Below are 22,789 nucleotides of genomic sequence, written 5' to 3' on the forward strand. Positions count from 1 at the left end.
CGTGGCGTGGGGGAGCGGGATCAGGCGGCGCGGGCCTTGGTGGCGTACACGTCGACGTACTCCTGGCCGGACAGCTCCATGACGTCGCTCATCACCTCGTCGGTGACCGCCCGCAGGACGTAGCGGTCCCGGTCCATGCCCTCGTACCGGGAGAAGTCCAGCGGCTCACCGAAGCGCACGGTCACCGGGGCGAGGTGCGGACGGCCGGTGCCGCCGGGCTGCACCTTGTCCGTGCCGACCATGGCGAACGGGACGACCGGGGCGCCGGTCATCAGCGCGAGCCGCGCGACGCCGGTGCGGCCGCGGTACAGGCGGCCGTCGGGGGAGCGGGTGCCCTCCGGGTAGATGCCGAAGGCGTGGCCCTCCTCCAGGATCCGGCGGCCGGTCATCAGCGCCGCGACCCCGCCGTGCCCGCCGTCGCGGTCCACGGGGATCATCCCGGCGGTGGTGAAGAACCAGGCCATCAGCCGGCCCTTGATCCCCTTGCCGGTGACGTACTCGTCCTTGCCGATGAAGAACACCGGGCGCTTGACCACCAGGCTCAGGAACAGCGAGTCGATGAACGTGACGTGGTTGCCGGCCATGATCACCGGGCCGGTCTCCGGAATCCGCTCCATGCCCTCGACCTTCGGGCGGAACAGGACACGCATCATCAGTCCGAGGATCGCCTTCAGCACAATGCGGGACAACGGGCCCTCCGGGTCGTGGTGGTCAGTGGCAAGCGGGCGCACCGCTCTGCAGCCCAGGACCATACTCGCGGGTCACTCCCGCGCGCACATCGGGTTCACGGGGCCGATACGCAGAGTTGACGTGTGTTACGTCCATGTTCCCCGCAGTCCTTCCGGACGTCTCCCCGGCATCACCCGTCCGTGCTTACGATCATGGGGCTTCCGGAAGGAGCCCACAGACGCCTTCCGGGCCCCTGGATATACCGGAATACCCCGGAACGTCCGGAATGCCACCGGGTCGGACCGGGACACGACGCAGAACGAGGAGCGCGGGCATGGAGAAGCGGCACGAGCCGGGACGACGGACGGTACTGGGCGCCGCGGCCCTGGGTGCGGGAGCGGCGGTACTGGCCGGCGCGGGACAGGCGCAGGCCGCCGGCCCGGCGCGGAACGCCGCCGCCCCGGCCGACCGGGCGACCCCCGCCGGGCGGCCCGGCAAGCTGCCGGTCCCGCTGGTCGTCGGCCACCGGGGCGCCAGCGGCTACCGCCCCGAGCACACCCTGGGCTCCTACCAACTCGCCCTCGACATGGGGGCGGACGTCATCGAGGCCGGCGACCTCGTCCCCACCAAGGACGGGCACCTGATCCTGCGCCACGAGCCCGACATCAGCGCCACGTCCGACGTCGCGCAGCACCCGGAGTTCGCCGGCCGCAGGACGACCAAGACCATCGACGGCAAGAAGATCACCGGCTGGTTCACCGAGGACTTCACGCTCGCCGAGATCAAGACCCTGCGCGCCAAGGAGCGCATACCGGACGTCCGCCAGCACAACACCCTCTACAACGGCGTCTGGCCGATCCTCACCTTCGAGGAGGCCCTGCAGTGGGCCGAGAAGCAGGAGCGCGAGCGCGGCCGTCCGGTCTGGCTGCACATCGAGACCAAGCACCCCACCTACTTCCGCAAGCTGGGCCTGGGCCTGGAGGAGCGGCTCGCCCACCTGCTGCGCCGCTACGGCCGGCACACCGCACACGCCCCGAACTTCCTGCAGTCCTTCGAGCCCAGCAGCCTGCGCCGGCTCGGCGAGCTCGGCGTGAAGTGCCCGAAGGTCGTCCTGCTCGACGAGCCGTCCGTCAGGCCCTGGGACTTCGTCGAGTCCGGTGACCCGCGCACCACCGCCGACCTGCTCAAGCCCGAGGGGCTCAAGTGGATCGCCGGCTTCGCCCAGGGCATCGGCCCCTGGCTGCCGCAGATCATCGCGCAGGACGACAAGGGCAGGCTCGGCAAGCCCACCACCCTGGTCCGCGACGCGCACGCCGCGGGGCTGGTCGTCCACCCGTACACCGTGCGGAACGAGAACAGCTTCCTGCCGCTGGACTTCCAGGTCGGCAAGAACCCGGGCGACTACGGCAACTCGCTCGCGTACTTCAAGGCGCTCTTCGCCACCGGTATCGACGGCCTGTTCTCGGACAACCCGGACACCGCACTGGTCGCCGCCGAGGAGTTCCGCCGGCACTGACCCGCGCCGCGCCCCGGACCGGCGCCCCGCTCCACCCGTCCGCCCACTCATCTGAGTTGGCAATGTCACAGGGGAGCTTGGCGCCGGTCCGTTCCGCTTGTCCCGTATGCCCGCACAGAATGCCTCCGGCGGAGATTGCCGCCGCCGAATGCCGGGGAGTCCGGAAGCGGACAGCGAACCGAAAAGGGGAGGCAGACGCGCATGGGCACGAGCGTGATCATCTCGACGGCGACCGACGGCGACGCCGAGCAGATCCTCAAACTCCAGTACCTCTGTTACCAGCCCGAGGCCGAGCTCTACGACGACTACGGAATCGAGCCGCTGACCCAGACGTTGGACTCCCTGCGCGCGGAACTGGCCTCCGGCTGCGTCGTGGTGGCCAGACTCGGCGAGGAGGTCGTCGGCTCGGTGCGCGGCACGGTCGACGCGGACGGCACGGCGAAGATCGCCAAGCTGATCGTGCACCCCCGGCTCCAGCGGCACGGGCTCGGCGGCCGGCTGCTGGCCGCCGTCGAGCAGCGGCTGGCCGCCGAGCGCTCCGCCAAGCGCTACCGCCTCTTCGCCGGCCACCGCAGCGAGGGCAACCTCCGGCTCTACCGCAGCCACGGCTACGCCCCGGTCGGCACCGAGCAGCTGACCCACCGGCTGAGCCTGGTCACGCTGGAGAAGGAGCCCACCGCGGCGCCGTGACGCCGGACCGGGCCCGCGGTGGCGGGCCCGGACGCACCACCGTGCGCTACGCCGTCGCCGTACGGGCCCGGCGCAGCCACATCAGGCCGGTGACCGGCAGGGCGACCGGGATGAAGAGGTAGTCCATGCCGAAGTACGACCAGACCGTGGAGTCCGCGAACGCCGCCGGGTCCACCAGCGTCCAGGTGCCGATGCCGACCACCCCGAGCAGTTCCAGCGCACAGCAGACGACCGCCGCCCGGCGGGCCCCCTCGCCACCGCGCACCAGCGAGAAGGTGATGAAGCCGTAGACCAGCGCGGAGACCGCCGACAGCAGGTACGCCAGCGGGGCCCGGTCGAACTGGGCGATCAGCTGGAACAGCGAGCGGGACGCGGCGGCCACGGTGAAGACGCCGTAGAGGGTGACCAGCAGCCGCCCCGGGCCCGCGCCCAGCCTCGTGGCCGGATCCCGGACCGTGGTCTCCTCCGCGGCATCGGTCGCCGCGGCCTTCGGGGCAGTCTCAGGCACTGCCGCCTCCCCAGATGTCGAAGAGCCGTACTTCCAGAACGGCCAGCACCACGGATCCCGCGGCGACGGTGGCCGAACCCCATCGGGTCCGCTCGGAGAGCGACATGAACCCGGTCGCCGGGACGCACGCGGCCGCCCCGATCAGATACGCGAGGAAGAGCGCGGTGCCCTTGTCGGGGGACTGTCCGCGCGCCAACTGCACTATGGAGACGACCAGTTGGACGACGCACAGCAGTGACACGACGGCCATGCCGATGAAGTGCCAGTCCTTGGTGGGTTCGTTGCGGTACGCGGCGAAGCCGCACCAGGCGGCCAGCGCGAGAGCGGCCACACCGACCGCGATCGTCAGCGCGTCGATCACCGCGGCCTCCGGGCGAGGCGGCCGCGCGCCGTGGGGTTGTGGAGCATGGGCCCGATGCTAATCGGCGCCGGGCGGAGCACCGCGTCCGGCCCCGCCGTGGCCCGCCGGACCGGTGCCGGGGAGGGGGGCTGCCCGGCGGTCGTGGCGTTGGCCACAGCCTGTCCCGCACCGGCCGGGCGGCCGCCCACCGCGCCCCCGCGCCGCCCGCGGCATCCGCGCAGGCCACGGGCGGACCGGCAAGATCGTCGAGGCCGGGCGGGGCGCCGTCCACGGGTCGGGCGCCACTGTCCGCTATGCGGACAGGGTTGATCGGGCCATACCGCTGTCTGGTTTACTGACCGCCATGACCACGACGAGCCGCCGCACCCCCGCGACCGAGGCGTACCCCACGCCCGGTGCTCGTTGCATGTGTCGAATGTGTGACCGCTGAGGGCCCCCGTCTGAGCCTCGCGCCCCGAAGCGAGACCTGCCCCCGCGCTCCGAAGGAGCAGGGGACCCCACCATGAGCCGCACGCCGAGACCCCCGCGCCATCGGCCGCCCCGCGTCACCGGAACCCGGAGCCGGGCCCCGCGCCCACCGCCGCTCCCCGTTTCCCCCTGCCGCACTCGCACAGCATGCCCCGTGCCCGGCCAGCCGCCGAGCACTCGACAGTGACGGAATTCCCTGTGATCACCACAACGGGCCTGACCAAGGTCTACCGATCGGGAGGCCGTGAGGTCACCGCCCTGGACGGCGTCGACCTGCACGTCCGAGAGGGCGAGGTGTACGGCGTCATCGGCCAGAGCGGCGCCGGCAAGTCCACCCTCATCCGCTGCCTCAACCTCCTTGAGCGCCCCACCTCCGGCACGGTCACCGTGGCCGGCCAGGACCTCACCGCCCTCGGCGGACGCGGCCAGCGCGCCAACGCCGCGCTGCGCGCCGCCCGCAGCCACATCGGCATGGTCTTCCAGCACTTCAACCTGCTGTCCTCGCGCACCGTCCAGGACAACGTCGAGCTCCCGCTGGAGATCCTCAAGGTCGGGCGCCGCGACCGCGCCCGCAAGGCGCTGGAACTCCTCGACCTGGTCGGCCTCGCCGACAAGGCCAAGGCGTACCCCGCCCAGCTCTCCGGCGGCCAGAAACAGCGCGTCGGCATCGCCCGCGCCCTGGCCGGCGACCCCAAGGTGCTCCTCTCCGACGAGGCCACCAGCGCCCTGGACCCGGAGACCACCCGCTCCATCCTGACGCTGCTGCGCGACCTCAACCAGCAGCTGGGCCTGACCGTCGTCCTCATCACGCACGAGATGGACGTCGTCAAGACCATCTGCGACTCCGCCGCGCTGATGAAGGGCGGCCGGGTCGTCGAGCACGGCACCGTCACCGAACTCCTCGCCACCCCCGGCTCCGAGCTGGCCCGGGAGCTCTTCCCGGTCGGCGGCGAGTCCTCCGCCGAGGGCCGCACCGTCGTCGACGTCACCTTCCACGGCGCGGCCGCCACCCGCCCGGTGATCTCCGAGCTGGCCCGCACCTACAACGTCGACGTCTCGATCCTCGGCGCCGCCATGGACACCCTCGGCGGCAAGCAGGTCGGCCGGATGCGCATCGAACTGCCCGGCCGCTTCGACGACAACGTCGTCCCCATCGGCTTCCTGCGAGAGCAGGGTCTGCAGGTGGACGTCGTCGACGGCGCCGCTGCCGACGACGCCCCGACGACCACCCCGCTCCAGAAGGAAGATGCCCAGTGAGCTGGAACGACATGCAGCCGCTGCTGTCCGCCGCCACCCTCGACACCCTCTTCATGGTGTGGTGGTCCACGTTCTACGCGGTCCTCATCGGCATCCCCGTCGGCGTGCTGCTGCACCTGACCGACCGCGGGGCCATGCTCCAGAACGTCGTGGTGAACAAGGTCCTCGGCGCGATCGCGAACATCGGGCGGTCCTTCCCGTTCCTGATCCTGATCGTGGTGCTGATGCCCTTCACCCGCCTCCTGGTCGGTGTCTCGATCGGCCCGACCGGCGCGGTGGTCCCGCTCGCCATCGCCGCCATCCCGTTCTTCGCCCGTCTCGTGGAGGCCGCGCTGCGCGAGGTCGACCACGGCCTGGTGGAGGCGGCGCAGGCGATGGGCGGCGGCACCTGGACGGTCATCTTCAAGGTGCTGCTCCCGCAGGCACTGCCGGCCCTGATCGCCGCCGTCACCACCACCGTCATCACGCTGATCGGCTACTCGGCGATCGCCGGCGCGGTCGGCGGCGGCGGCCTGGGCAACCTCGCCTACACCTACGGCTACCTGCGGTACGACACCGGGCTCATGGTCATCACCGTCGTCGAGCTGGTCGCCATCGTCACCGTCGCCCAGCTGCTGGGCGACCTGATCGTCCGACGGCTCGCCGGCCGCGGCACCCGCCCCGCCTCCCTGAAGGTCGGCCTGCGCCGGGTCCGCACCGAGGAGCCGGCCCCGGTCACCGAGGCCGCCTGACCCCACGAACCACCCGCTTCACCCGCATCCCGCAAGCCCGGACCCTTTGCCGGGCGTAGCTCACACGGACCCCGTGTGTACAAGAAAGAGGCACTCTTCGTGCGTAACACCATCAAGATCACCGTGGCGGTGGCCGCCGCCTCCGCCGTCGCCCTCGGCGCCAGCGCCTGCAGCGCCCCCTCCGACGTCACGGCCAGCGCCGACAAGGGCGACAAGAACGCCCCGCTGGTCATCGCCGCCAGCCCCACCCCGCACGCGACGATCCTCGACTACGTCAAGGACAAGCTGGCGCCCCAGGTGGGCCTCAAGCTGGTCGTCAAGACCTTCGACGACTACAAGCTGCCCAACAAGGTCACCGACGACGGCCAGGTGGACGCCAACTTCTTCCAGCACAAGCCGTTCCTGGACACCTACAACAAGGAGAACGGCACCCAGATCGTCCCGGTCGTCAACGTCGAGATCGAGCCGTTGGGCGTCTACTCCAAGAAGATCCACAAGCTCTCCGACCTCAAGGCCGGCTCCACCGTCTCGGTCCCCAACGACCCGTCCAACGAGGGCCGCGCGCTCAAGCTGCTCGCCGACAACGGTGTGATCACCCTCAAGCCCGGTGTCGGCTCCGACGCCACGCTGACCGATGTCAAGGACAACAAGGGCATCAAGATCACCGAGCTGGAGGCGGCCCAGACCGCGCCGCGCCTCGCGGACGTCGACGCCGCCGTCATCAACGGCAACTTCGCCGTCGGCGCCAAGCTCAAGCCCTCCACCGACGCGCTGGCCCTGGAGAAGGCGAAGGGCAACCCCTACGCCAACTTCCTCGCCGTCAAGAAGGGCAACGAGAACGACCCGCGGGTCAAGAAGCTCGCCAAGCTCCTCAACTCCGACGAGGTCAAGAAGTTCATCGAGGAAAAGTACAAGGACGGCTCGGTCATCCCGGCCTTCGGTCCGGTAAAGAGCTGACGCCGCGTTCCCGTAGGGAAGCCATTCCCCTTCTTTAGGGGAGCGATTCCGCTCGCCCTTCCCCACGGTTGCGCTCGCCCTGCCAAAGGAGCGGCGCTCGCCCGTATTGCAGGGTTCGGCCTTTCACGGGAGCGGTCCTCGCCATTGAGGAAGAGGAGCGTGCGCGTCGGCGCCTACGGGGGCGGCGGGTGCGCTCCTCTATAGCCCGCCGCCCACCCGTGCCTCTTGTTTTTTCCCCGCCGCCCACCCCCCTTCGGGGGGTGGGCGGGTGTGGTCACGGGCCCCGTTCGCGCCACCCCGCGCCGCCGGGGCCCGGGCGCGTGGCACGCCCGCGGGCCGATGCTGCATGCTGGTGCATTCAAGACGGTCAGGACCGCTCCGGTCGCACGGCGCACACGGCCCGTGACATCCGGAGCACCTCAGTCAACGGCGTTGGAGCATCGGCATGACATCCACCTTTCCGGACATCTCCCTCAGCACGGACCGGTTGGTGCTGCGCGCGCTCGACGAGGACGACATCCCCGCCCTGGCCGAGATGATGAACGACGAGCTGGTCGCCTCCTGGACCGCGGTGCCCCAGCCCTACACCCAGGACGCCGCCCGCACCTGGGTCACCGCGTACGCGCCCACCGAACGCATCGCGGGACGCGGCCTCGACCTCGCGGTCACCGAGTTCCTCACCCAGCGCCTGGTCGGCATCGTCCAACTCGGCAACACCAACTGGCGGGTGCGCTCCACCGAGATCTCGTACATCGTCGCCTCCTGGGCCCGCGGCGAGGGCTACGCGTCCGAGGCGGCCCTGGCCACCGCCCGCTGGCTCTTCCAGGACCAGAAGTTCGAGCGCCTGGAGCTGCGCACCGCCGCCGGCAACACCGCCTCCCAGCAGGTCGCCCAGAAGATCGGCTGCATCAGCGAGGGCGTGCTGCGCAACGCCTGCATAGCCCGCACCCGCGCGGACGACGGCACCTGGACCGACCTCCGCACGGACCAGATCGTCTGGAGCCTGCTCCCCGAGGACCTCGACGGGCTCCCCGGCCGGATGGTCGACGCCAACGGTTTCGCCTACCCCGAGTGGAACTGACCCCGCACCACCGCCAGCCCGCGGCCGCCGGGGTACCCTCGGCCTGCCGGACGGCGGCCGGGCCCGCACCGACCAGCGCGGACCGGCATCCCGCAGCACCCTCCCCGGACGCGGCCACCACCCCCGCCGCCCACCCGGGAACCCTCAACCATCCCCCAGGAGACTGACGAGCATGGCCGACCGGGTCACGGTGATCGGATGGGACGGCTCTCCGCCGACCGCCGCCGCCCGCTCCGCCCTCGCCGCCGCGACCCTGGTCGCCGGCGCCGCCCACCACCTCGCACTGCCCGAGGTCCCGCCGGCCGCCGAACGGATCCGGCTCGGCAGCGTCACCCTCGCCGCCCGCCGCATCGCCCAGCACCGCGGCACCGCCGTCGTCCTCGCCGACGGCGACCCCGGCTTCTTCGGCGTGGTCCGCACCCTGCGCGCCCCCGAATACGGGCTGGAGGTCGAGGTGGTACCGGCCGTCTCCTCCGTAGCCGCCGCCTTCGCCCGGGCCGGCATGCCCTGGGACGACGCCCAGATCGTCGTCGCCCACAGCCGCGACCTGCGCCGCGCGGTCAACGTCTGCCGCGCCCACCCCAAGGTCGCGGTGCTCACCTCACCCGGCGCCGGCCCCGCCGAACTCGCCCTCCTCCTGGACGGCGTGCACCGCACCTTCGTCATCTGCGAGGACCTGGGCACCGCACGGGAACGGGTGACGGTCCTCACATCCGACAAGGTCGCCGACCACGTCTGGCGCGACCCCAACGTCGTCATCGTCGTGGGCGGTTCGCCGTCCGGCGCCGCCGCCCAGGGCACCGGCTGGCTCGCCGGCACCCCCGGCGGCGAAGCGGGCCACCCGACCGGCCCGCGCGGCTGGGGACTTCCGGACCGCGCCTACGGCGGGGCGCTGGGCGAGGGCGAGTCCGTCCAGCTGCGCACCGCCCAACTCGCCCGCCTCGGGCCGCGGGTGGGCGACCTGGTCTGGGACATCGGATCCGGCGGCGGGGCGGCCGCGGTCGAGGCCGCGCGGTTCGGCGCCGCGGTCATCGCGGTCGACGCCGACCCGGACGCCTGCGCCCGCGCCGCCGCCCTCGCCCGCCGGTACGGCGTCCAACTCCAGGCCGTGCACGGCCGCGCACCGCAGATCCTGGAGGAGCTCCCTGAGCCCGACGTGGTGCGCATCGGCGCCGGGGGAGCGGCCGTGGTCACCGCCTGCGCGGCCCGCCGCCCCGAACGCATCGTCACCCACGCCGCGACCCGCGACCAGGCCGAGGCGCTCGGCCGGGCGCTCGCCGACGGCGGCTACGAAGTCGAATGCGCTCTTCTCCAGTCCGTGGAACTGGATACTTCCGTTTGGGTCGAACGTGAACGCTCTGTGGTGTTTTTGCTGAGCGGCTATCGCGTTCCTCACCCGTGACCAGGAAGGGCACCCGCGCGGGGTAGGCTGGCGGATCGTTGCGCCGCCGTTCCGCGTTCGGCTTCGTACGCCAATATCCGGAAATTGCCGTGGTTTTGGACGAAAATGAAGCACTTGAGGGCGGACGTGCCGGGAGGCGCGCTCGCTCGTTCTCGCTATCGGGGCGTCGGTGCGCACCGGTCGGTGCGTCGCACGAGCGGTTGGAAGGAGCACTAGCAGTGGGCGAGGGGTACGCATGACCGACACCGGCCAGGTCCCGGGCCAGGGACAGCCGGAGAACGCAGGCGGACACCGCGGGCAGCCGCAGGCCGTTCCCACCCCTGCCGACCCCGGACCCACCCAGCACGCGGGCGACTATCCCTACGTCGGCCCGGCCGACGGCGCCGTCGAGGACGACGACCTGCTGATGCCGGGCGCCCAGGGCGCCTGGAGTGAGCAGGGCGTCCAGCAGATGCCGCAGCCCGCCCAACCGCTCCCGCAGCCGCAGGCGGTGCCGCCGCAGCCCGCCGCCGGTCAGCAGCCGGTGGCCGCCGCGATCGGCGACCACGAGAGCGGCGGCCGGGACTCCGGTTCCGTCGACCTCGGTGCGGTCCGCGTCCCGCAGCCCGCCGCCCCCCAGCAGCAGGCCCACGCCCACCCTGCCGCCGCGCCCCGCCGCCCGCTCCACATGGGCCCGCCGGTCCCGGACGCGACCGGCGGCGTGGTCCGTTCGCTGGCCGACCGGGGACCCGCCGGGGCGCCCCAGCCGGCCCCCCGGCAGACTGCCGGCCCGACCGCCGACCCCGAATACCTCGACGCTCCGGCCGAGGCGCCCCAGGCCGGGCCGCTGCCCGTGGCGGAGCAGCCCGCCGCCGCGCAGCCCGCCGCCGTACAGCCGGTTGACGACGGGTCGGCGGCCGCGCAGGCCCAGGCGGTGCCCGCCCCGCCGTTCCCGGAGCAGGCCGCGCCCGCGGACGCCGCCCCTCAGGAGCAGCAGGCCGCGGCCCTCCCGACGTACGGCCAGCAGCCCTACGAAGGCCAGTTGTACGCCGAGCAGTCCTACGGGGCCGCCGGCCACGGCCCGTTGCCGGGACCGCAGCTGGGCGAGATCCCGACCCACGCGCCTGCCCAGGTGCAGCCGTGGGGAGAGGCGTCCGCCCAGGCCGTGGCGATGCCCGTCGCGGAGCCGGCGGCCGCCCCCGCCGACCAGGCCGGTGCGGAGACGCCCGCGCCCGTGGCCCAGCCGCCCGTCCAGGACGGCGCGTTGCCCGCCGAGCAGCTGCCCACAGAGCAACTGCCCGTCGAACAGGTACCGGTGGAACAGGCGCAGGCGCAGGCCGCGCCGGTGCCGGTCGAGCCGGCGCAGGAACAGCCGGTGCCGGTGCCCGCCGAGGGCGCGGCGGCCGTTGAGGGTGCCGCCACCGCCCCGGTCGTCGCGGAGACGCCCGAAGCCGCGCCGGGCGCTCCGGCGGAGGCCCCGGAAGAGGCGGCGGAGCCCGTTGCCGGGCAGTCGCCGACCGCGGACGCACCGACCGCGGACGCACCGGCCGAGGCGGCCACCGCCGCGGACGCCACCCAGCAGGCCGCGCCCGAGCAGGCCGCGGCTCCGGACGCCGTGGCTCCGGACGCCCCGGTCCAGCAGCCGCCCGCCGACGCCACCGCCGCGCCCCAGGACGCCCCCGAGACCGCGCCTCAGCAGGCCGTGCCGGAGCAGGCGGCGACCCCCGACGCGGCGGCGCAGCCCGAGGCCGCCGAGCCTGCCCAGGCCCCCGCCGAGGCGGCCCCGGCCCCGCAGGACGCAGCCCAGCCGGCCGGGCAGGAGCCCACCGAGCAGCTCGCAGAGCAGCCTTCCGGCGCCCCGGAGCAGGCCGTGGCGGCGGACCAGCCGCAGCCCGCACCCGAGGCCCCCGCGGAGCAGCCCGAGCAGCCCGCCGCCGAGGCCCCGGAGCCCGCCGCGGACCAGCCCGCGGACCAGGCAGCCGAGCCGCAGCCCGCCGAGCCGCAGCCCACCGAGGACGGTTCCGCCGCCGAAGGCCGGTCGGCCCCCGAGGAGGCCGCGAGCGCCGCCCAGGCCCCCGACGCCGCCCCGGCCCCGGAGGAGGCCGCCCAGCAGCCCGTCATAGAGGCGACCGGGACGCAGTCGCAGGACCCCGGACAGCCGCAGCCCGCCGCTCCCGAGGACGCCGAGGGCCCGCAGCCCGCCGTGGTGGCGGTCGTAGCGCAGCCCGCCCCCGAGGGTGAGCAGCCCGTGCCGGCCGACGCCCCTCAGGAACCCGCCGCGGACCAGGCCGAGGCCCCCGCCCAGCAGCCCGCCGGGCCGGCACCCCAGCCCGCCGAGGCCGCCGGGCCGCAGCCCGCCGCCCCGCAGATCCCGGCCCAGGCGACCGCCGAGCCGGCCACCGCCGACGCACCGCAGGAGCCCGCCGTCGACCAGGCACCGCAGGCCCCCGCGGCCGCCTCCGACGCCGTTCCGGCCGAGCCCGTACCGGCCGACGACGCCCCCGTAGCCGAAGCCCGCCCGCACGAGCAGGACGACGCCCAGTTCGTCGAACACGACGAGGGCGACGACGCGCACCCGGCCGAGGCCCCCGCCGCCGAGCCGGCGCCCGCGACGCCCCCCGCGCCCGCCTACGACGACTCCGAGCGCGCCGCCGTCCACCGCGTCATCCGCGAGCGCCGCGACATCCGCAACGGCTTCCGCTCCGACCCGATCCCCAACGAGGTCCTGCTGCGCGTCCTGGAAGCGGCCCACACCGCGCCCAGCGTCGGCCACTCCCAGCCCTGGGACTTCGTCGTCATCCGGTCCGACGACACCCGCGCCAAGATGCACGAGCTCGCCATGCGGCAGCGCGACGCCTACGCCAAGTCGCTGCCCAAGGCTCGCGCCAAGCAGTTCCGCGAGCTGAAGATCGAGGCCATCCTCGAAACGCCGGTGAACATCGTCGTCACCGCCGACCCCACCCGCGGCGGCCGGCACACCCTCGGCCGGCACACCCAGCCGCAGATGGCGCCGTACTCCTCCGCGCTCGCCGTCGAGAACCTCTGGCTCGCCGCCCGCGCCGAGGGCCTGGGCGTCGGCTGGGTCAGCTTCTTCGACGAGCGGGAGATGGTCCGCGAACTGGGCCTGCCCGAACACCTCGAAGTCGTCGCCTACCTCTGCGTCGGCTACGTCGACGAGTTCCCGGACGAGCCCGAACTCCTCCAGGCCGGCTGGTCCAAGCGCCGCCCGCTGTCCTGGGTCGTCCACGAGGAGACCTACGGCCGCCGCGCGCTGCCCGGTGAGGACCCGCACGACCTCCTCCAGGAGACCCTCGCCGGCATCCGCCCGCTGGACGCCAAGGCGCTCGGCGAGGCGTGGGAACGGCAGAAGCGGATGACCAAGCCGGCCGGCGCGCTCGGCATGCTGGAGATCATCTCCGCCCAGCTCAGCGGCCTGTCCCGCAAGTGCCCGCCGCCCATCCCGGAGCCGGCCGCGGTTGCCATCTTCGCCGGCGACCACGGCGTGCACGCCCAGGGCGTGACCCCCTGGCCCCAGGAGGTCACCGGCCAGATGGTCGCCAACTTCCTGGGCGGCGGCGCGGTCTGCAACGCCTTCGCCAACCAGGTCGGCGCCGAGGTCTGCGTGGTCGACGTCGGCGTGGCCGGCGACCTCCCCGCCACCCCCGGGCTGCTGCCCCGCAAGGTCCGCCCCGGCACCGCCGACTTCACCCAGGGCCCGGCGATGACCCACGAGGAGGCCCTCAAGGCCATCGAGGTCGGCATCGAGACCGCCCGCGACCTCGTCGCGGCCGGCAACAAGGCGCTGCTCACCGGCGAGATGGGCATCGCCAACACCACCGCCTCGGCCGCCCTGATCGCCGTCTACACCGGCGTCGACCCGGTCGAGGTCACCGGCCGCGGCACCGGCATCAACGACGAGACGCACGCCCGCAAGGTCGACGTGGTCCGCCGGGCCCTGGAATTCCACCAGCCCGACCCGGCCGACCCGATCACCGTCCTCGCCGCCCTCGGCGGCCTGGAGCACGCGGCCATGATCGGCCTGATCCTCGGCGGCGCCTCACTGCGCACGCCGGTGATCCTGGACGGCGTCAGCGCCGGAGCCGCCGCCCTGGTGGCCCGGGCCATCGCCCCCGAAGCGCTGGCCGCCTGCATCGCCGGCCACCGCAGCGCCGAGCCGGGCCACGTAGCGGCCCTCAACAAGCTGGGCCTGCGCCCGCTGGTCGACCTCGACCTGCGCCTGGGCGAGGGCACCGGTGCCCTGCTGGCGCTGCCCGTCGTACAGAGCGCCGCCCGCGCCATGCACGAGGTCGCCACCTTCGACTCCGCCGGAGTCACCGAGAAGGGCTGACACCGGGGGCCGCCCGGCCCCCGCATGACCCCCGGCCCGCAGCCCCATAGGCTGTGGGCCGGGGCCGTACGTCCCCCAGGCCGCACCACCCCTCAGCCGCTCCGGCGCCGCAGCGGCTGAACGGTCGCCGAACTCGCACCACCGCACGAGGAGCCCACACCACCATGGCCGAGCCCGTCGCCGAACACGCCGCCTACCCCGTCGGACTGCGGTTGTCCGGCCGCCGCGTGGTCGTCCTGGGCGCCGGCCAGGTCGCCCAGCGCCGCCTGCCCGCCCTCCTTGCCGCCGGCGCCGACATCCTGCTGGTCTCCCCGTCGGCCACCCCCTCCGTCGAGGCGATGGCCGACACCGGCGAGCTGCGCTGGGAGCGCCGCCGCTACCGGCCCGGCGACCTCGACGGCGCCTGGTACGCGCTGATCTCCACCGACGACCCCGAGGCCAACGCCGCCGCCTCCCAGGAGGCCGAGGAGCGCCGCGTCTGGGCGGTCCGTGCCGACGACGCCGAGGCCGCCACCGCCTGGACCCCGGCCACCGGCCGCAGCGAGGGCGTCACCGTGGCGGTCCTCACCGGCCGCGACCCGCGCCGCTCCGCCGCCGTCCGCGACGCCATCGTCGAGGGCCTGCGCGACGGCAGCATCGCCGCCCCGCACCACCGCCGCCCGCACACCCCCTCGGTGGCGCTGGTCGGCGGCGGTCCCGGCGACCCCGACCTCATCACCGTCCGCGGCCGCCGGCTGCTGGCCGAGGCGGACGTGGTCATCGCCGACCGGCTCGGCCCGCGCGACCTGCTCGCCGAACTCCCGCCGCACGTCGAGGTCATCGACGCCGCCAAGATCCCCTACGGGCGGTTCATGGCGCAGGAGGCGATCAACAACGCCCTGATCGAGCACGCCAAGGCCGGCAAGGCCGTGGTGCGCCTCAAGGGCGGCGACCCGTTCGTCTTCGGCCGCGGCATGGAGGAGGCCCAGGCGCTCGCCGAAGCCGGCATTCCCTGCACCGTCGTTCCCGGCATCTCCAGCACCATCTCCGTCCCCGGCGCCGCCGGCATCCCGGTCACCCACCGCGGGGTCGCCCACGAGTTCACCGTGGTCAGCGGCCATGTCGCCCCCGAGGACGAGCGTTCGCTGGTGGACTGGGCCGCGCTCGCCAAGCTGCGTGGCACCCTCGTCGTCCTGATGGGCGTGGAGAACAGCGGCGCCATCGCCGCCAAGCTCATAGAATGCGGCCGCCCCGCGGACACCCCGGCCGCCGTCGTCCAGGAGGGCACCACCGCCGCCCAGCGCCGCGTGGACGCCACCCTCGCCACCCTCGGCGCGACCGTACGGGCCGAAGGCGTCCGCCCGCCGGCCGTCATCGTCATCGGCGACGTGGTCACCCTGGCCCCCGCCGACCCCTCCCGGTAACCGATCCGCTCCCCGGCACCGACTCCCCGACACCGACAAGGCACACTCTCCCCGTGGCAGAAATCATCACCGTCGATGACCCGGACGACCCGCGGCTGCGCGACTACACCGGCCTCACCGACGTCGAGCTGCGGCGTCGGCGCGAACCAGCCGAAGGACTCTTCATCGCCGAGGGCGAGAAGGTCATCCGCCGCGCCCGGCACGCCGGGTACGAGATGCGCTCGATGCTGCTCTCGGCCAAGTGGGTCGACGTCATGCGCGACGTCATCGACGAGGTCCCGGCCCCGGTCTACGCCGTGAGCCCGGACCTCGCCGAGCGGGTGACGGGCTATCACGTGCACCGCGGCGCGCTCGCCTCCATGCAGCGCAAGCCGCTGCCCACGGCCACCGAACTCCTCGCCGGCACCCGCCGGATCGCGGTCATGGAGGCGGTCAACGACCACACCAACATCGGCGCCATCTTCCGCAGCGCCGCGGCCCTGGGGATGGACGCGGTCCTGCTCTCCCCGGACTGCGCCGACCCCCTCTACCGCCGTTCGGTGAAGGTCTCCATGGGCGCGGTGTTCTCCGTCCCGTACGCCCGCCTGGAGAGCTGGCCGCGCGACCTGGCCGTGGTACGGGAAGCGGGCTTCAAGCTGCTCGCGCTGACCCCGGCCGAGGGGGCCGTCGCCCTCGACGAGGCCCTTCCGCCCACCCTCGGACGCGTCGCCCTGATGCTCGGCGCCGAGGGCGGCGGCCTGACACCGGGCGCGCTCCGCGCCGCCGACGAATGGGTCCGCATCCCGATGGCCCACGGCGTGGACTCCCTCAACGTCGGCGCCGCCGCCGCGGTCGCCTTCTACGCGGTCTCCGCCTCCCGCCCGCCCCAGGAATAGGCCGGGGGAGCAAAGCCCTACCCAGGAGTGCGCCGCGGCGCCGCCCCGCAAGCCTCAGCGCTGCTGCGCCACTCCACCGACCGTGTCCGTCACCTCGTACGAGGTGACGCTCATCGGCCGTTCCGCGCCCAGCCCGCGGGCCGGGCCCTGGCACCCCTGGGCCGCCGCGATCCCCAGCGCCACCAGCAGCGTCACCACGACGAACACCACCACCCGCTGCCGCAGCAGCCGCCGGTCGGGACCGGGTCGCCGGCCGCCCGAACCGGTGCGGACCGGAGTACGCGAACCGTTTCGCCCCGTGGGGCGGGAGGCCGGCCCCCGTCCGGTGTTCCGCCCGCCGGTCCGCGAACCCGCCCCCGACGCCGGGCCCTGTGCCCGGGCCGCCGAGTCGCGGGGCGCCGCATCCCGGGGCGCCCCCGGCCGGGCCGACCGGGGCCGCGGTGCGAGTGTGCCCCCCGTACGCCGCTCGGTCCGCTGACGCGCGTACTCCTCGGCCCGCTGCCCGACCGGACGGTCCGACGGCCGCCGCTCGGCGCGCTCCCAGTCGTCCGCGGCACCGGACCCGTTCTCCCACGCCCCGCCCGACAGCCCGTGCGCCTCCCGGGCCGCGATCTCCTTCAGCCGCAGCGACAGCGACAGGGTGCTGGGCCGGTCTGCGGGGTCCTTGGCCAGGCACGCCGCGAGCAGCGGCGCCAGTGCGTCCGGCACTCCGGCCAGCTGCGCCTCCTCGTGGACCACGCGGTAGAGCATGACCTCCGAACTGCCCTGCCCGAACGGCGAGTCCGCGGTGCAGGCGTACGCGAGGGTGGCGCCCAGCGAGAAGATGTCGGTGGCCGGCGTCACCGCGGCGCCGCGCACCTGCTCCGGCGCCAGGAAGCCGGGCGAGCCGACGGCCGTCCCGACGTGCGTCAGGGTGCTGGCGCCGGTCGCCCAGGCGATCCCGAAGTCGATGATCCGCGGGCCCTTGGGCGACAGCAGGATGTTGGACGGCTTCAGGTCCCGGTGCACCACGCCCGCGTCATGGACGGCCAGCAGCCCCTCGGACAGCGCCGCCCCGACGGCCGCGACCTGCGCGGGGGAGAGCGGTCCCTCCTCGTTCACCTTGTCGTGCAGCGAGGGGCCGGGGACGTACTGGGTCGCGAACCACGGGCGGTCGGCGTCCAGATCGGCCGCGACCAGCCGCGCCGTGCAGCCGCCGCGGATCCGCCGGGCGGCCGACACCTCACGGGCGAACCGCGACCGGAACTCCTGATCCTCCGCCAGATCCGGCCGGATCACCTTCAATGCGACCCGCTGCCCGCGCTTGTCCGAGCCGAGGTAGACCACGCCCATCCCGCCCGCGCCGAGCCGGCGGTGCAGTCGGAACGTTCCGACGACACGCGGGTCCTCGCGTCGGAGCCGCATCATCGCCATGTCCGTCCCCTGCCTGCGGTGGGGAGGCCCCACTCCGCTCAACCGTCTGACGTGGCACAGCTTACGGATTGCCGGCTCGCTGTGCTGAGAGGCCGCGCATGCGTCGGCGACCGGATTACCCGTGGCCGTTCCGATCCCCGGCGCACGGAGGGAAATCCGTCCGGCCCCCGGCTCCGCTACCCGCGATGTGCCCCAATGATCCCTTTCTCAAGGGATTTTGACGGCGTGAAAGGTGCGCGTACGGAACGGTGCCGGGTTCCCGCGGGCCCCGCACCACGGGCAGGGCGACGGCCGGCGGGGGAGCGCCCCAAGTGATCGAAGTCACCGTTTCGCCCCCCCTCGTGCGAGATGCCCCCCTCGTGCCCGTCGTGCGCCGGATTCCCACGCCGCGCGCCCCACTCAGGGATGTCTCCGGGGCCACCCCGTGACCTCTCCACCCAGGGGAGTACGCCGGGCCCCCTCCCGTCATCCTCCTGGAGGCCCGCCAAGCGGTACGACGGCATGACGTCCGGCACCCGCCCGCGCACCTAGGCTTGAGCTCAAGCGGCGGGCGCAGCACTCGTCCCCCGAGGTCAGACGCCCGCCGCCCTGGATCACGACGGGAGCAGGTCGATGGCGGACAGTACGGGGCGGACGGCCCTCCTGGCGCGGGGCCGCAGGGCCACCACCGCGCTCGGCGGCAGCCGGCCCACCGGCACCCGCCATCCCCTCATAGCGGTCGCCATGGTGCTGCCGCTGGCGTTCCTCCTGGCCGTGGTCTTCGGCGGCTGGGAGGCCGTCGTCACACAGGCGTCGTCCGTGGCCGGAATGCTGGGGCGCTGAGCGGGCGCCCCGGTCCCGGGAGAGCGGTCCGGGACGGGCACTTCGGCCGAAACCCCGTGGGGACGGGGGTGCGGCGGACGGCACGAGTGGCCGGGCATCTGGGGAGATGCCCGGCCATCGGGCATTTTCGGGAACTACCGGCCTATCCTGGGGAGTTGGCCGCCCCACCGGACCGATACAACGACCGAGGGCCGGAGCTTCCGCTCCGGCCCTCGACCTTGGGTGTGGACGATACTGGGATTGAACCAGTGACCTCTTCCGTGTCAGGGAAGCGCTCTCCCGCTGAGCTAATCGTCCTCGGGACCGCGGATCGATCTGCAAGACGACCGCGGGCACTGCGTGCGCGATACTGGGATTGAACCAGTGACCTCTTCCGTGTCAGGGAAGCGCTCTCCCGCTGAGCTAATCGCGCGGGGACCCGGCAATACCGGGTCAGTGGACGATACTGGGATTGAACCAGTGACCTCTTCCGTGTCAGGGAAGCGCTCTCCCGCTGAGCTAATCGTCCTTGGAGGTGGAGACGGGATTTGAACCCGTGTAGACGGCTTTGCAGGCCGTTGCCTCGCCTCTCGGCCACTCCACCAGGAGTGTGCGGGGGGCTCGGGATGATCCCCCACATCGAGCGGACGACGAGACTCGAACTCGCGACATCCACCTTGGCAAGGTGGTGCTCTACCAACTGAGCTACGTCCGCGGGCGGCTCTCCCAGACTACGTCGGGAAGCTACCTGGCCTCCGGGGCGCTTTCGCGTCCCGGCGACGTGTTGAACTCTAGCGGATTCCTGGGCCAGTACAAAAACGCGTTTGTGCAGCGTGCTGCGCTGCTCGCTCGGCCCGGGCGATCGACGGTGCCCCGCCATAGACTCACTGACGTGCACGATTTCGCTCCGATGGCCCGCTTCGGCGGCCTGATAGCCACCGACCTGCGCGATGTGACCAGCGATCCCGCGGCACTGGATTCCGCGGGCTGGTGGGCGGTGACCGCAGACTTCGAGGGGGGCGTGGTCTGCGCCCGCTTCGCCGACGTACGCCCCGCCACGGCCGCGGACGCCCCCGGGCCCGACGCCTGGCGCGGTCCCGTCCCGGCCGACTGGCGCAGTTCCCTGGACCGCGCCGCCTATACGGAGGGCGTCCGGCGGATCCGGGACCACATCGCGGCCGGCACGGTCTATCAAGTGAACCTCTGCCGGGTCTTGACCGCGCCGCTGCCCGACCCCGAGCGCGCCGACGTGGACGCGCTCTCCGCCGTCCTGGCTCGCGGCAACCCCGCGCCCTATGCCGGAACGATTCGCCTGCCGGGGCACGGCGTCGAGATCGCCACCGCCTCCCCGGAGCTCTTCCTGCGTCGGGACGGCCGCACCGTCGAGTCCGGCCCCATCAAGGGCACCGGCCGCACCGCCGCGGACCTCTCGCCGAAGGACCGCGCCGAGAACGTGATGATCGTGGACCTGGTGCGCAACGACCTCGGACGGGTCTGCGCCACCGGGTCGGTCACCGTCCCCGCCCTGTGCGCCGTGGAGGAGCACCCCGGCCTGGTCCACCTCGTCTCCACCGTGCGCGGTGAACTGGCCGAGACCCACGAGAAGACCGCATGGGCGGACCTGCTCGGCGCGACCTTCCCGCCCGGGTCGGTCACCGGCGCCCCCAAGTCCAGCGCCCTGCGGATCATCGACGAGCTGGAGACCGCCCCGCGCGGCCCGTACTGCGGCGGCATCGGCTGGGTGGACGCCGACCGCCGTACCGGCTGGCTCAACGTCGGCATTCGCACGTTCTGGATCGACCGCGCCGACCCCGAGGGCCCGGTGCTCCGATTCGGTGCGGGCGCCGGGATCATCTGGGACTCGGATCCGGAGCGGGAGTGGGCGGAGACCGAGTTGAAGGCGCGCCGGCTGCTCGCGGTAGCGTCCGGTGCGCACGAAGTGAGTGGAGGACCCAAGCGATGAAGATCTGGCTCGACGGGGAACTGCGGGACGCCGAGGCGGCCCGTGTCTCGGTCTTCGACCACGGCCTGACGGTCGGCGACGGGGTCTTCGAGACGATCAAGGCCGAGCGGGGACGGGCGTTCGCCCTCACCCGCCACCTGGAGCGTCTGGCCACCTCCGCCCGCGGGCTCGGCCTGCCCGCCCCCGACCTCGACGAGGTGCGGCGCGGCTGCACGGCGGTCCTGGACGTTAACCCGATGGCACTGGGCCGGCTGCGGATCACCTACACCGGCGGTCTCTCCCCGCTCGGCTCGGACCGCGGCGAGGCCGGCCCGACCCTGGTCGTCGCGGCCTCCGAGGCCGGCCGCCGGCCCGACACCACCGCCGCGGTCACCGTCCCCTGGACGCGCAACGAGCGCGGCGCCCTCGCCGGCCTGAAGACCACCTCGTACGGCGAGAACGTCGTCGCCCTCGCCCGCGCCCGTGAACGGGGCGCCTCCGAGGCGCTGTTCGCCAACACCGTCGGCGCGCTCTGCGAGGGCACCGGCTCCAACGTCTTCGTCGTCCTCGACGGCGAACTTCACACCCCGCCGCTGGCCTCCGGCTGCCTGGCCGGCATCACCCGCGCGCTGACCGTGGCCTGGGCCGGCGCCAAGGAGACGGATCTGCCGCTGGACGTCCTGGAGAGCGCCGAGGAGATCTTCCTGACCTCCACGCTGCGCGACGTCCAGGCCGTGACCCGGATCGACGACCGCCAACTCGCCGCCGGGCCGGGCCCGGTGACCGCCGAGGCGATGCGGATCTTCGACCGGGAGGCGGCAGCGGACTTCGACCCGCGCTGAGGGTGACGGGCCCGCGCGCAGGCGAGTAGAAAAGTCCTCGTGACCACTACGCTGCGCCCCGCGGGCCCCGAAGTACGACACGACGACGGCCGCCGGTCCCGCCCCTACGACATCTGCGTCAACAGCCGCCGGGTCGGCGGGATCCAGCTGGCCACGGACGCCCGGTTCGGGCCCACCGCCGGCCGGATCGAGGCCCTGGGCGTCGACGCCCCCGACCGGCACCGCGGCCGGGCCACGGTCGCCGCGCTGGCCGCCGAGGAAGTGCTGCGCGGCTGGGGCTGCCGGCAGATCGAACTGACCGTGCCCGCGGACGCCGAGGCCGCGGTGCGACTCTCGGCGGCCCTGGGCTACACCGAACGCAGCCGCATCATGGCGCGGGCCCTGACCCGCCCCGGCGGGCTCCCCGACGGCAGCGGCGACCGCCCGATGAGCGAGGCCGAGTACCCGGTCTGGCTGGCCGCAGCGGTCACCGAGCGCATCCGGGCGGATACCGCGCAGGGGATGGCCCGGGAGCGCGCCGAACGGACCGAGCCCGCCGAGCACGACGCGCTGCTCCCCGAGGGCGCGGCCACACCCGGCCAGGTACTGAGGGTCCTCGCCCACGAGGGCGTCGACGTCGGCACCCTCTGGCTCGCCCTGCGGCTCCCCGGGCAGCCCGGCGGCTACGTGATGGACATGCGGGTGGCGCCCGAGCACCGCGGCGAGGGCCACGGACGCAGCCTGATGCTCGTCGCCGAGCGGGAGGCCCTGGCCGCGGGCCGTGCCTCGCTGGCGCTCAACGTCCACCCGGACAACGCGCCGGCGCTCGGCCTGTACCGCTCGCTCGGCTACCGCACGACCGCGTACCGCATGTGGAAGCCGATCCTCTGACCGGCCCGCGGCGCCCGTGCCGGACCGGCGGGAGCCGCGGTGACCCGGTGCGTCAGCCCGCCGCGGCGTCCTGCTCGGCCAGCAGCCGTTCGGCGATCTCCTCGATCCGGGCCCGCAGCCCCTCCTGGCTCTTGCCGCCGTCCAGCCGTACGCCGCCGATCTCGTACGTCGGGGTGCCGGTCACGCCGATCGCCTTGCCCTCGGCCTCGTCGGCGTCGACGGCCAGCAGGTGCCGCCCGTCGACCAGCGCGGTGTCGATCTCCTCGGCGTCCAGCCCCAGTTCGCCGGCGATGTCCAGCAGCACCTTCTCGCCGCGCTTGCCGAGGTCGTCGGTCCGCGCCAGCACCGCCTCGATGTACGGCCAGCCCCGGCCCTGCTCGACGGCTTCCTCGACGGCCTGGGCGGCCGCGTAGGCGTGCTTGTGCTTCGCCAGCGGGAAGTGGCGCAGCCGGATCTCCAGCCGGTCACCGAAGCGCTCGCGCAGCGCCCGTACGTCCGCCAGGGCGGTGGCACAGTCCGGGCACTGCAGATCGCACCACATGTCGAGGACGGGGCGGGTGGGGCTGACGGGACTGGTGGGGCCGGAGGCGGCGGCGTCGTTCATGCGGCCAGTCTTCCAGCCCACCGCCCTAGGGAGGAACCCGGACCTGCGGAGGAGGGCGACCCGGAGATCTCC

General features: G+C 73.6%; 19 protein-coding genes and 5 tRNA genes. 14 read left to right on the forward strand and 10 right to left on the reverse strand.

The features are described from left to right. Nucleotides 1-20: 20 nt before the first annotated feature. Complete coding sequence (locus tag CG747_RS14970; RefSeq protein ID WP_100602414.1) at nt 21-689, reverse strand: 1-acyl-sn-glycerol-3-phosphate acyltransferase; 669 nt, start codon at nt 687-689, stop codon at nt 21-23. 314 nt (nt 690-1,003) lie between these two features. On the opposite strand from CG747_RS14970, the gene CG747_RS14975 reads away from it, so the two are divergent. Next, the gene (locus CG747_RS14975; protein WP_100602225.1) at nt 1,004-2,185 is read left to right on the forward strand and encodes a glycerophosphodiester phosphodiesterase; all 1,182 of its coding nucleotides are present in this window, start codon (nt 1,004-1,006) and stop codon (nt 2,183-2,185) included. Nucleotides 2,186-2,386: 201 nt separating this feature from the next. After that, nucleotides 2,387-2,875: a GNAT family N-acetyltransferase gene (locus tag CG747_RS14980; protein ID WP_100602226.1), complete on the forward strand. Its 489-nt coding sequence runs from the start codon at nt 2,387-2,389 to the stop codon at nt 2,873-2,875. A 46-nt stretch (nt 2,876-2,921) separates the two neighbouring features. Here the strand turns inward: CG747_RS14980 and CG747_RS14985 are convergent, their stop codons facing one another. Continuing rightward, a complete protein-coding gene (locus CG747_RS14985; protein WP_374701776.1) occupies nt 2,922-3,383 on the reverse strand; it encodes a hypothetical protein in 462 nt (153 codons plus the stop codon). Next, nucleotides 3,376-3,744, reverse strand: coding sequence for a hypothetical protein (locus CG747_RS14990; protein WP_100602227.1), 369 nt, complete (start codon nt 3,742-3,744; stop codon nt 3,376-3,378). Before CG747_RS14990 ends, CG747_RS14985 begins: the two co-directional genes overlap by 8 nt. Before the next feature lie 666 nt (nt 3,745-4,410). Between CG747_RS14990 and CG747_RS14995 the strand changes: the two genes are divergently transcribed. The 8 genes from CG747_RS14995 (at nt 4,411) to CG747_RS15030 (ending at nt 16,245) form a co-directional block, all read left to right on the forward strand. Beyond that, complete coding sequence (locus CG747_RS14995; protein WP_180985548.1) at nt 4,411-5,469, forward strand: methionine ABC transporter ATP-binding protein; 1,059 nt, start codon at nt 4,411-4,413, stop codon at nt 5,467-5,469. Next, nucleotides 5,466-6,200 carry a methionine ABC transporter permease gene (locus tag CG747_RS15000; RefSeq protein WP_100602229.1) on the forward strand — a complete coding sequence of 245 codons (735 nt, stop codon included), beginning with the start codon at nt 5,466-5,468 and terminating at the stop codon, nt 6,198-6,200. The genes CG747_RS14995 and CG747_RS15000 overlap by 4 nt, the downstream gene beginning before the upstream one ends. 99 nt (nt 6,201-6,299) lie before the next feature. Then, nucleotides 6,300-7,157, forward strand: coding sequence for a MetQ/NlpA family ABC transporter substrate-binding protein (locus CG747_RS15005; RefSeq protein WP_100602416.1), 858 nt, complete (start codon nt 6,300-6,302; stop codon nt 7,155-7,157). Between the two features lie 445 nt (nt 7,158-7,602). Next, the gene (locus tag CG747_RS15010) at nt 7,603-8,238 is read left to right on the forward strand and encodes a GNAT family N-acetyltransferase (protein ID WP_100602230.1); all 636 of its coding nucleotides are present in this window, start codon (nt 7,603-7,605) and stop codon (nt 8,236-8,238) included. A 172-nt stretch (nt 8,239-8,410) separates the two neighbouring features. After that, nucleotides 8,411-9,640 carry a precorrin-6y C5,15-methyltransferase (decarboxylating) subunit CbiE gene (gene cbiE, locus CG747_RS15015; protein WP_100602231.1) on the forward strand — a complete coding sequence of 410 codons (1,230 nt, stop codon included), beginning with the start codon at nt 8,411-8,413 and terminating at the stop codon, nt 9,638-9,640. 235 nt (nt 9,641-9,875) lie between these two features. Next, on the forward strand, nt 9,876-13,967 hold the full coding sequence (gene cobT / locus CG747_RS15020) for a nicotinate-nucleotide--dimethylbenzimidazole phosphoribosyltransferase (protein WP_100602232.1): 4,092 nt from the start codon (nt 9,876-9,878) through the stop codon (nt 13,965-13,967). Between the two features lie 164 nt (nt 13,968-14,131). After that, nucleotides 14,132-15,370, forward strand: coding sequence for a uroporphyrinogen-III C-methyltransferase (gene cobA, locus CG747_RS15025; RefSeq protein ID WP_100602233.1), 1,239 nt, complete (start codon nt 14,132-14,134; stop codon nt 15,368-15,370). 53 nt (nt 15,371-15,423) lie between these two features. Continuing rightward, the gene (locus CG747_RS15030; RefSeq protein ID WP_100602234.1) at nt 15,424-16,245 is read left to right on the forward strand and encodes an RNA methyltransferase; all 822 of its coding nucleotides are present in this window, start codon (nt 15,424-15,426) and stop codon (nt 16,243-16,245) included. A gap of 54 nt (nt 16,246-16,299) precedes the next feature. Here the strand turns inward: CG747_RS15030 and CG747_RS15035 are convergent, their stop codons facing one another. Further along, nucleotides 16,300-17,658 (reverse strand): serine/threonine-protein kinase, encoded by a 1,359-nt coding sequence (locus CG747_RS15035; protein WP_100602235.1) that lies wholly within the window; start codon nt 17,656-17,658, stop codon nt 16,300-16,302. Between the two features lie 612 nt (nt 17,659-18,270). Here CG747_RS15035 and CG747_RS15040 point away from each other — a divergent pair. Then, nucleotides 18,271-18,480 (forward strand): hypothetical protein, encoded by a 210-nt coding sequence (locus CG747_RS15040; RefSeq protein ID WP_100602236.1) that lies wholly within the window; start codon nt 18,271-18,273, stop codon nt 18,478-18,480. A gap of 225 nt (nt 18,481-18,705) precedes the next feature. Here CG747_RS15040 and CG747_RS15045 read toward each other — a convergent pair. From CG747_RS15045 to CG747_RS15065, 5 genes are all read right to left on the reverse strand, one after another. Continuing rightward, nucleotides 18,706-18,777: transfer RNA gene (locus CG747_RS15045), tRNA-Val, on the reverse strand. A 43-nt stretch (nt 18,778-18,820) separates the two neighbouring features. After that, nucleotides 18,821-18,892, reverse strand: a tRNA-Val gene (locus tag CG747_RS15050). Nucleotides 18,893-18,916: 24 nt separating this feature from the next. Continuing rightward, nucleotides 18,917-18,988 (reverse strand) — tRNA-Val (locus CG747_RS15055). Nucleotide 18,989: 1 nt separating this feature from the next. Continuing rightward, nucleotides 18,990-19,063: transfer RNA gene (locus CG747_RS15060), tRNA-Cys, on the reverse strand. Between the two features lie 38 nt (nt 19,064-19,101). Then, nucleotides 19,102-19,174: transfer RNA gene (locus tag CG747_RS15065), tRNA-Gly, on the reverse strand. 177 nt (nt 19,175-19,351) lie between these two features. On the opposite strand from CG747_RS15065, the gene CG747_RS15070 reads away from it, so the two are divergent. Genes CG747_RS15070 through CG747_RS15080 form a run of 3 tightly spaced genes read left to right on the forward strand, consistent with a single transcriptional unit; the run spans nt 19,352 to nt 22,113 of the window. After that, nucleotides 19,352-20,422, forward strand: a complete 1,071-nt coding sequence (locus CG747_RS15070) for a chorismate-binding protein (RefSeq protein ID WP_146022088.1) — start codon at nt 19,352-19,354, stop codon at nt 20,420-20,422. After that, complete coding sequence (locus CG747_RS15075; RefSeq protein WP_100602238.1) at nt 20,419-21,243, forward strand: aminotransferase class IV; 825 nt, start codon at nt 20,419-20,421, stop codon at nt 21,241-21,243. Before CG747_RS15070 ends, CG747_RS15075 begins: the two co-directional genes overlap by 4 nt. A gap of 39 nt (nt 21,244-21,282) precedes the next feature. Further along, nucleotides 21,283-22,113, forward strand: a complete 831-nt coding sequence (locus CG747_RS15080) for an N-acetyltransferase (protein WP_100602239.1) — start codon at nt 21,283-21,285, stop codon at nt 22,111-22,113. A gap of 52 nt (nt 22,114-22,165) precedes the next feature. On the opposite strand, the gene CG747_RS15085 is transcribed toward CG747_RS15080, so the two are convergent. Further along, complete coding sequence (locus CG747_RS15085) at nt 22,166-22,717, reverse strand: DsbA family protein (protein ID WP_100602240.1); 552 nt, start codon at nt 22,715-22,717, stop codon at nt 22,166-22,168. Nucleotides 22,718-22,789: the final 72 nt, after the last annotated feature.

The sequence above is a fragment of the Streptomyces sp. CB02959 genome, from assembly GCF_002803155.1.
Classification (GTDB): Bacteria; Actinomycetota; Actinomycetes; order Streptomycetales; family Streptomycetaceae; genus Streptomyces.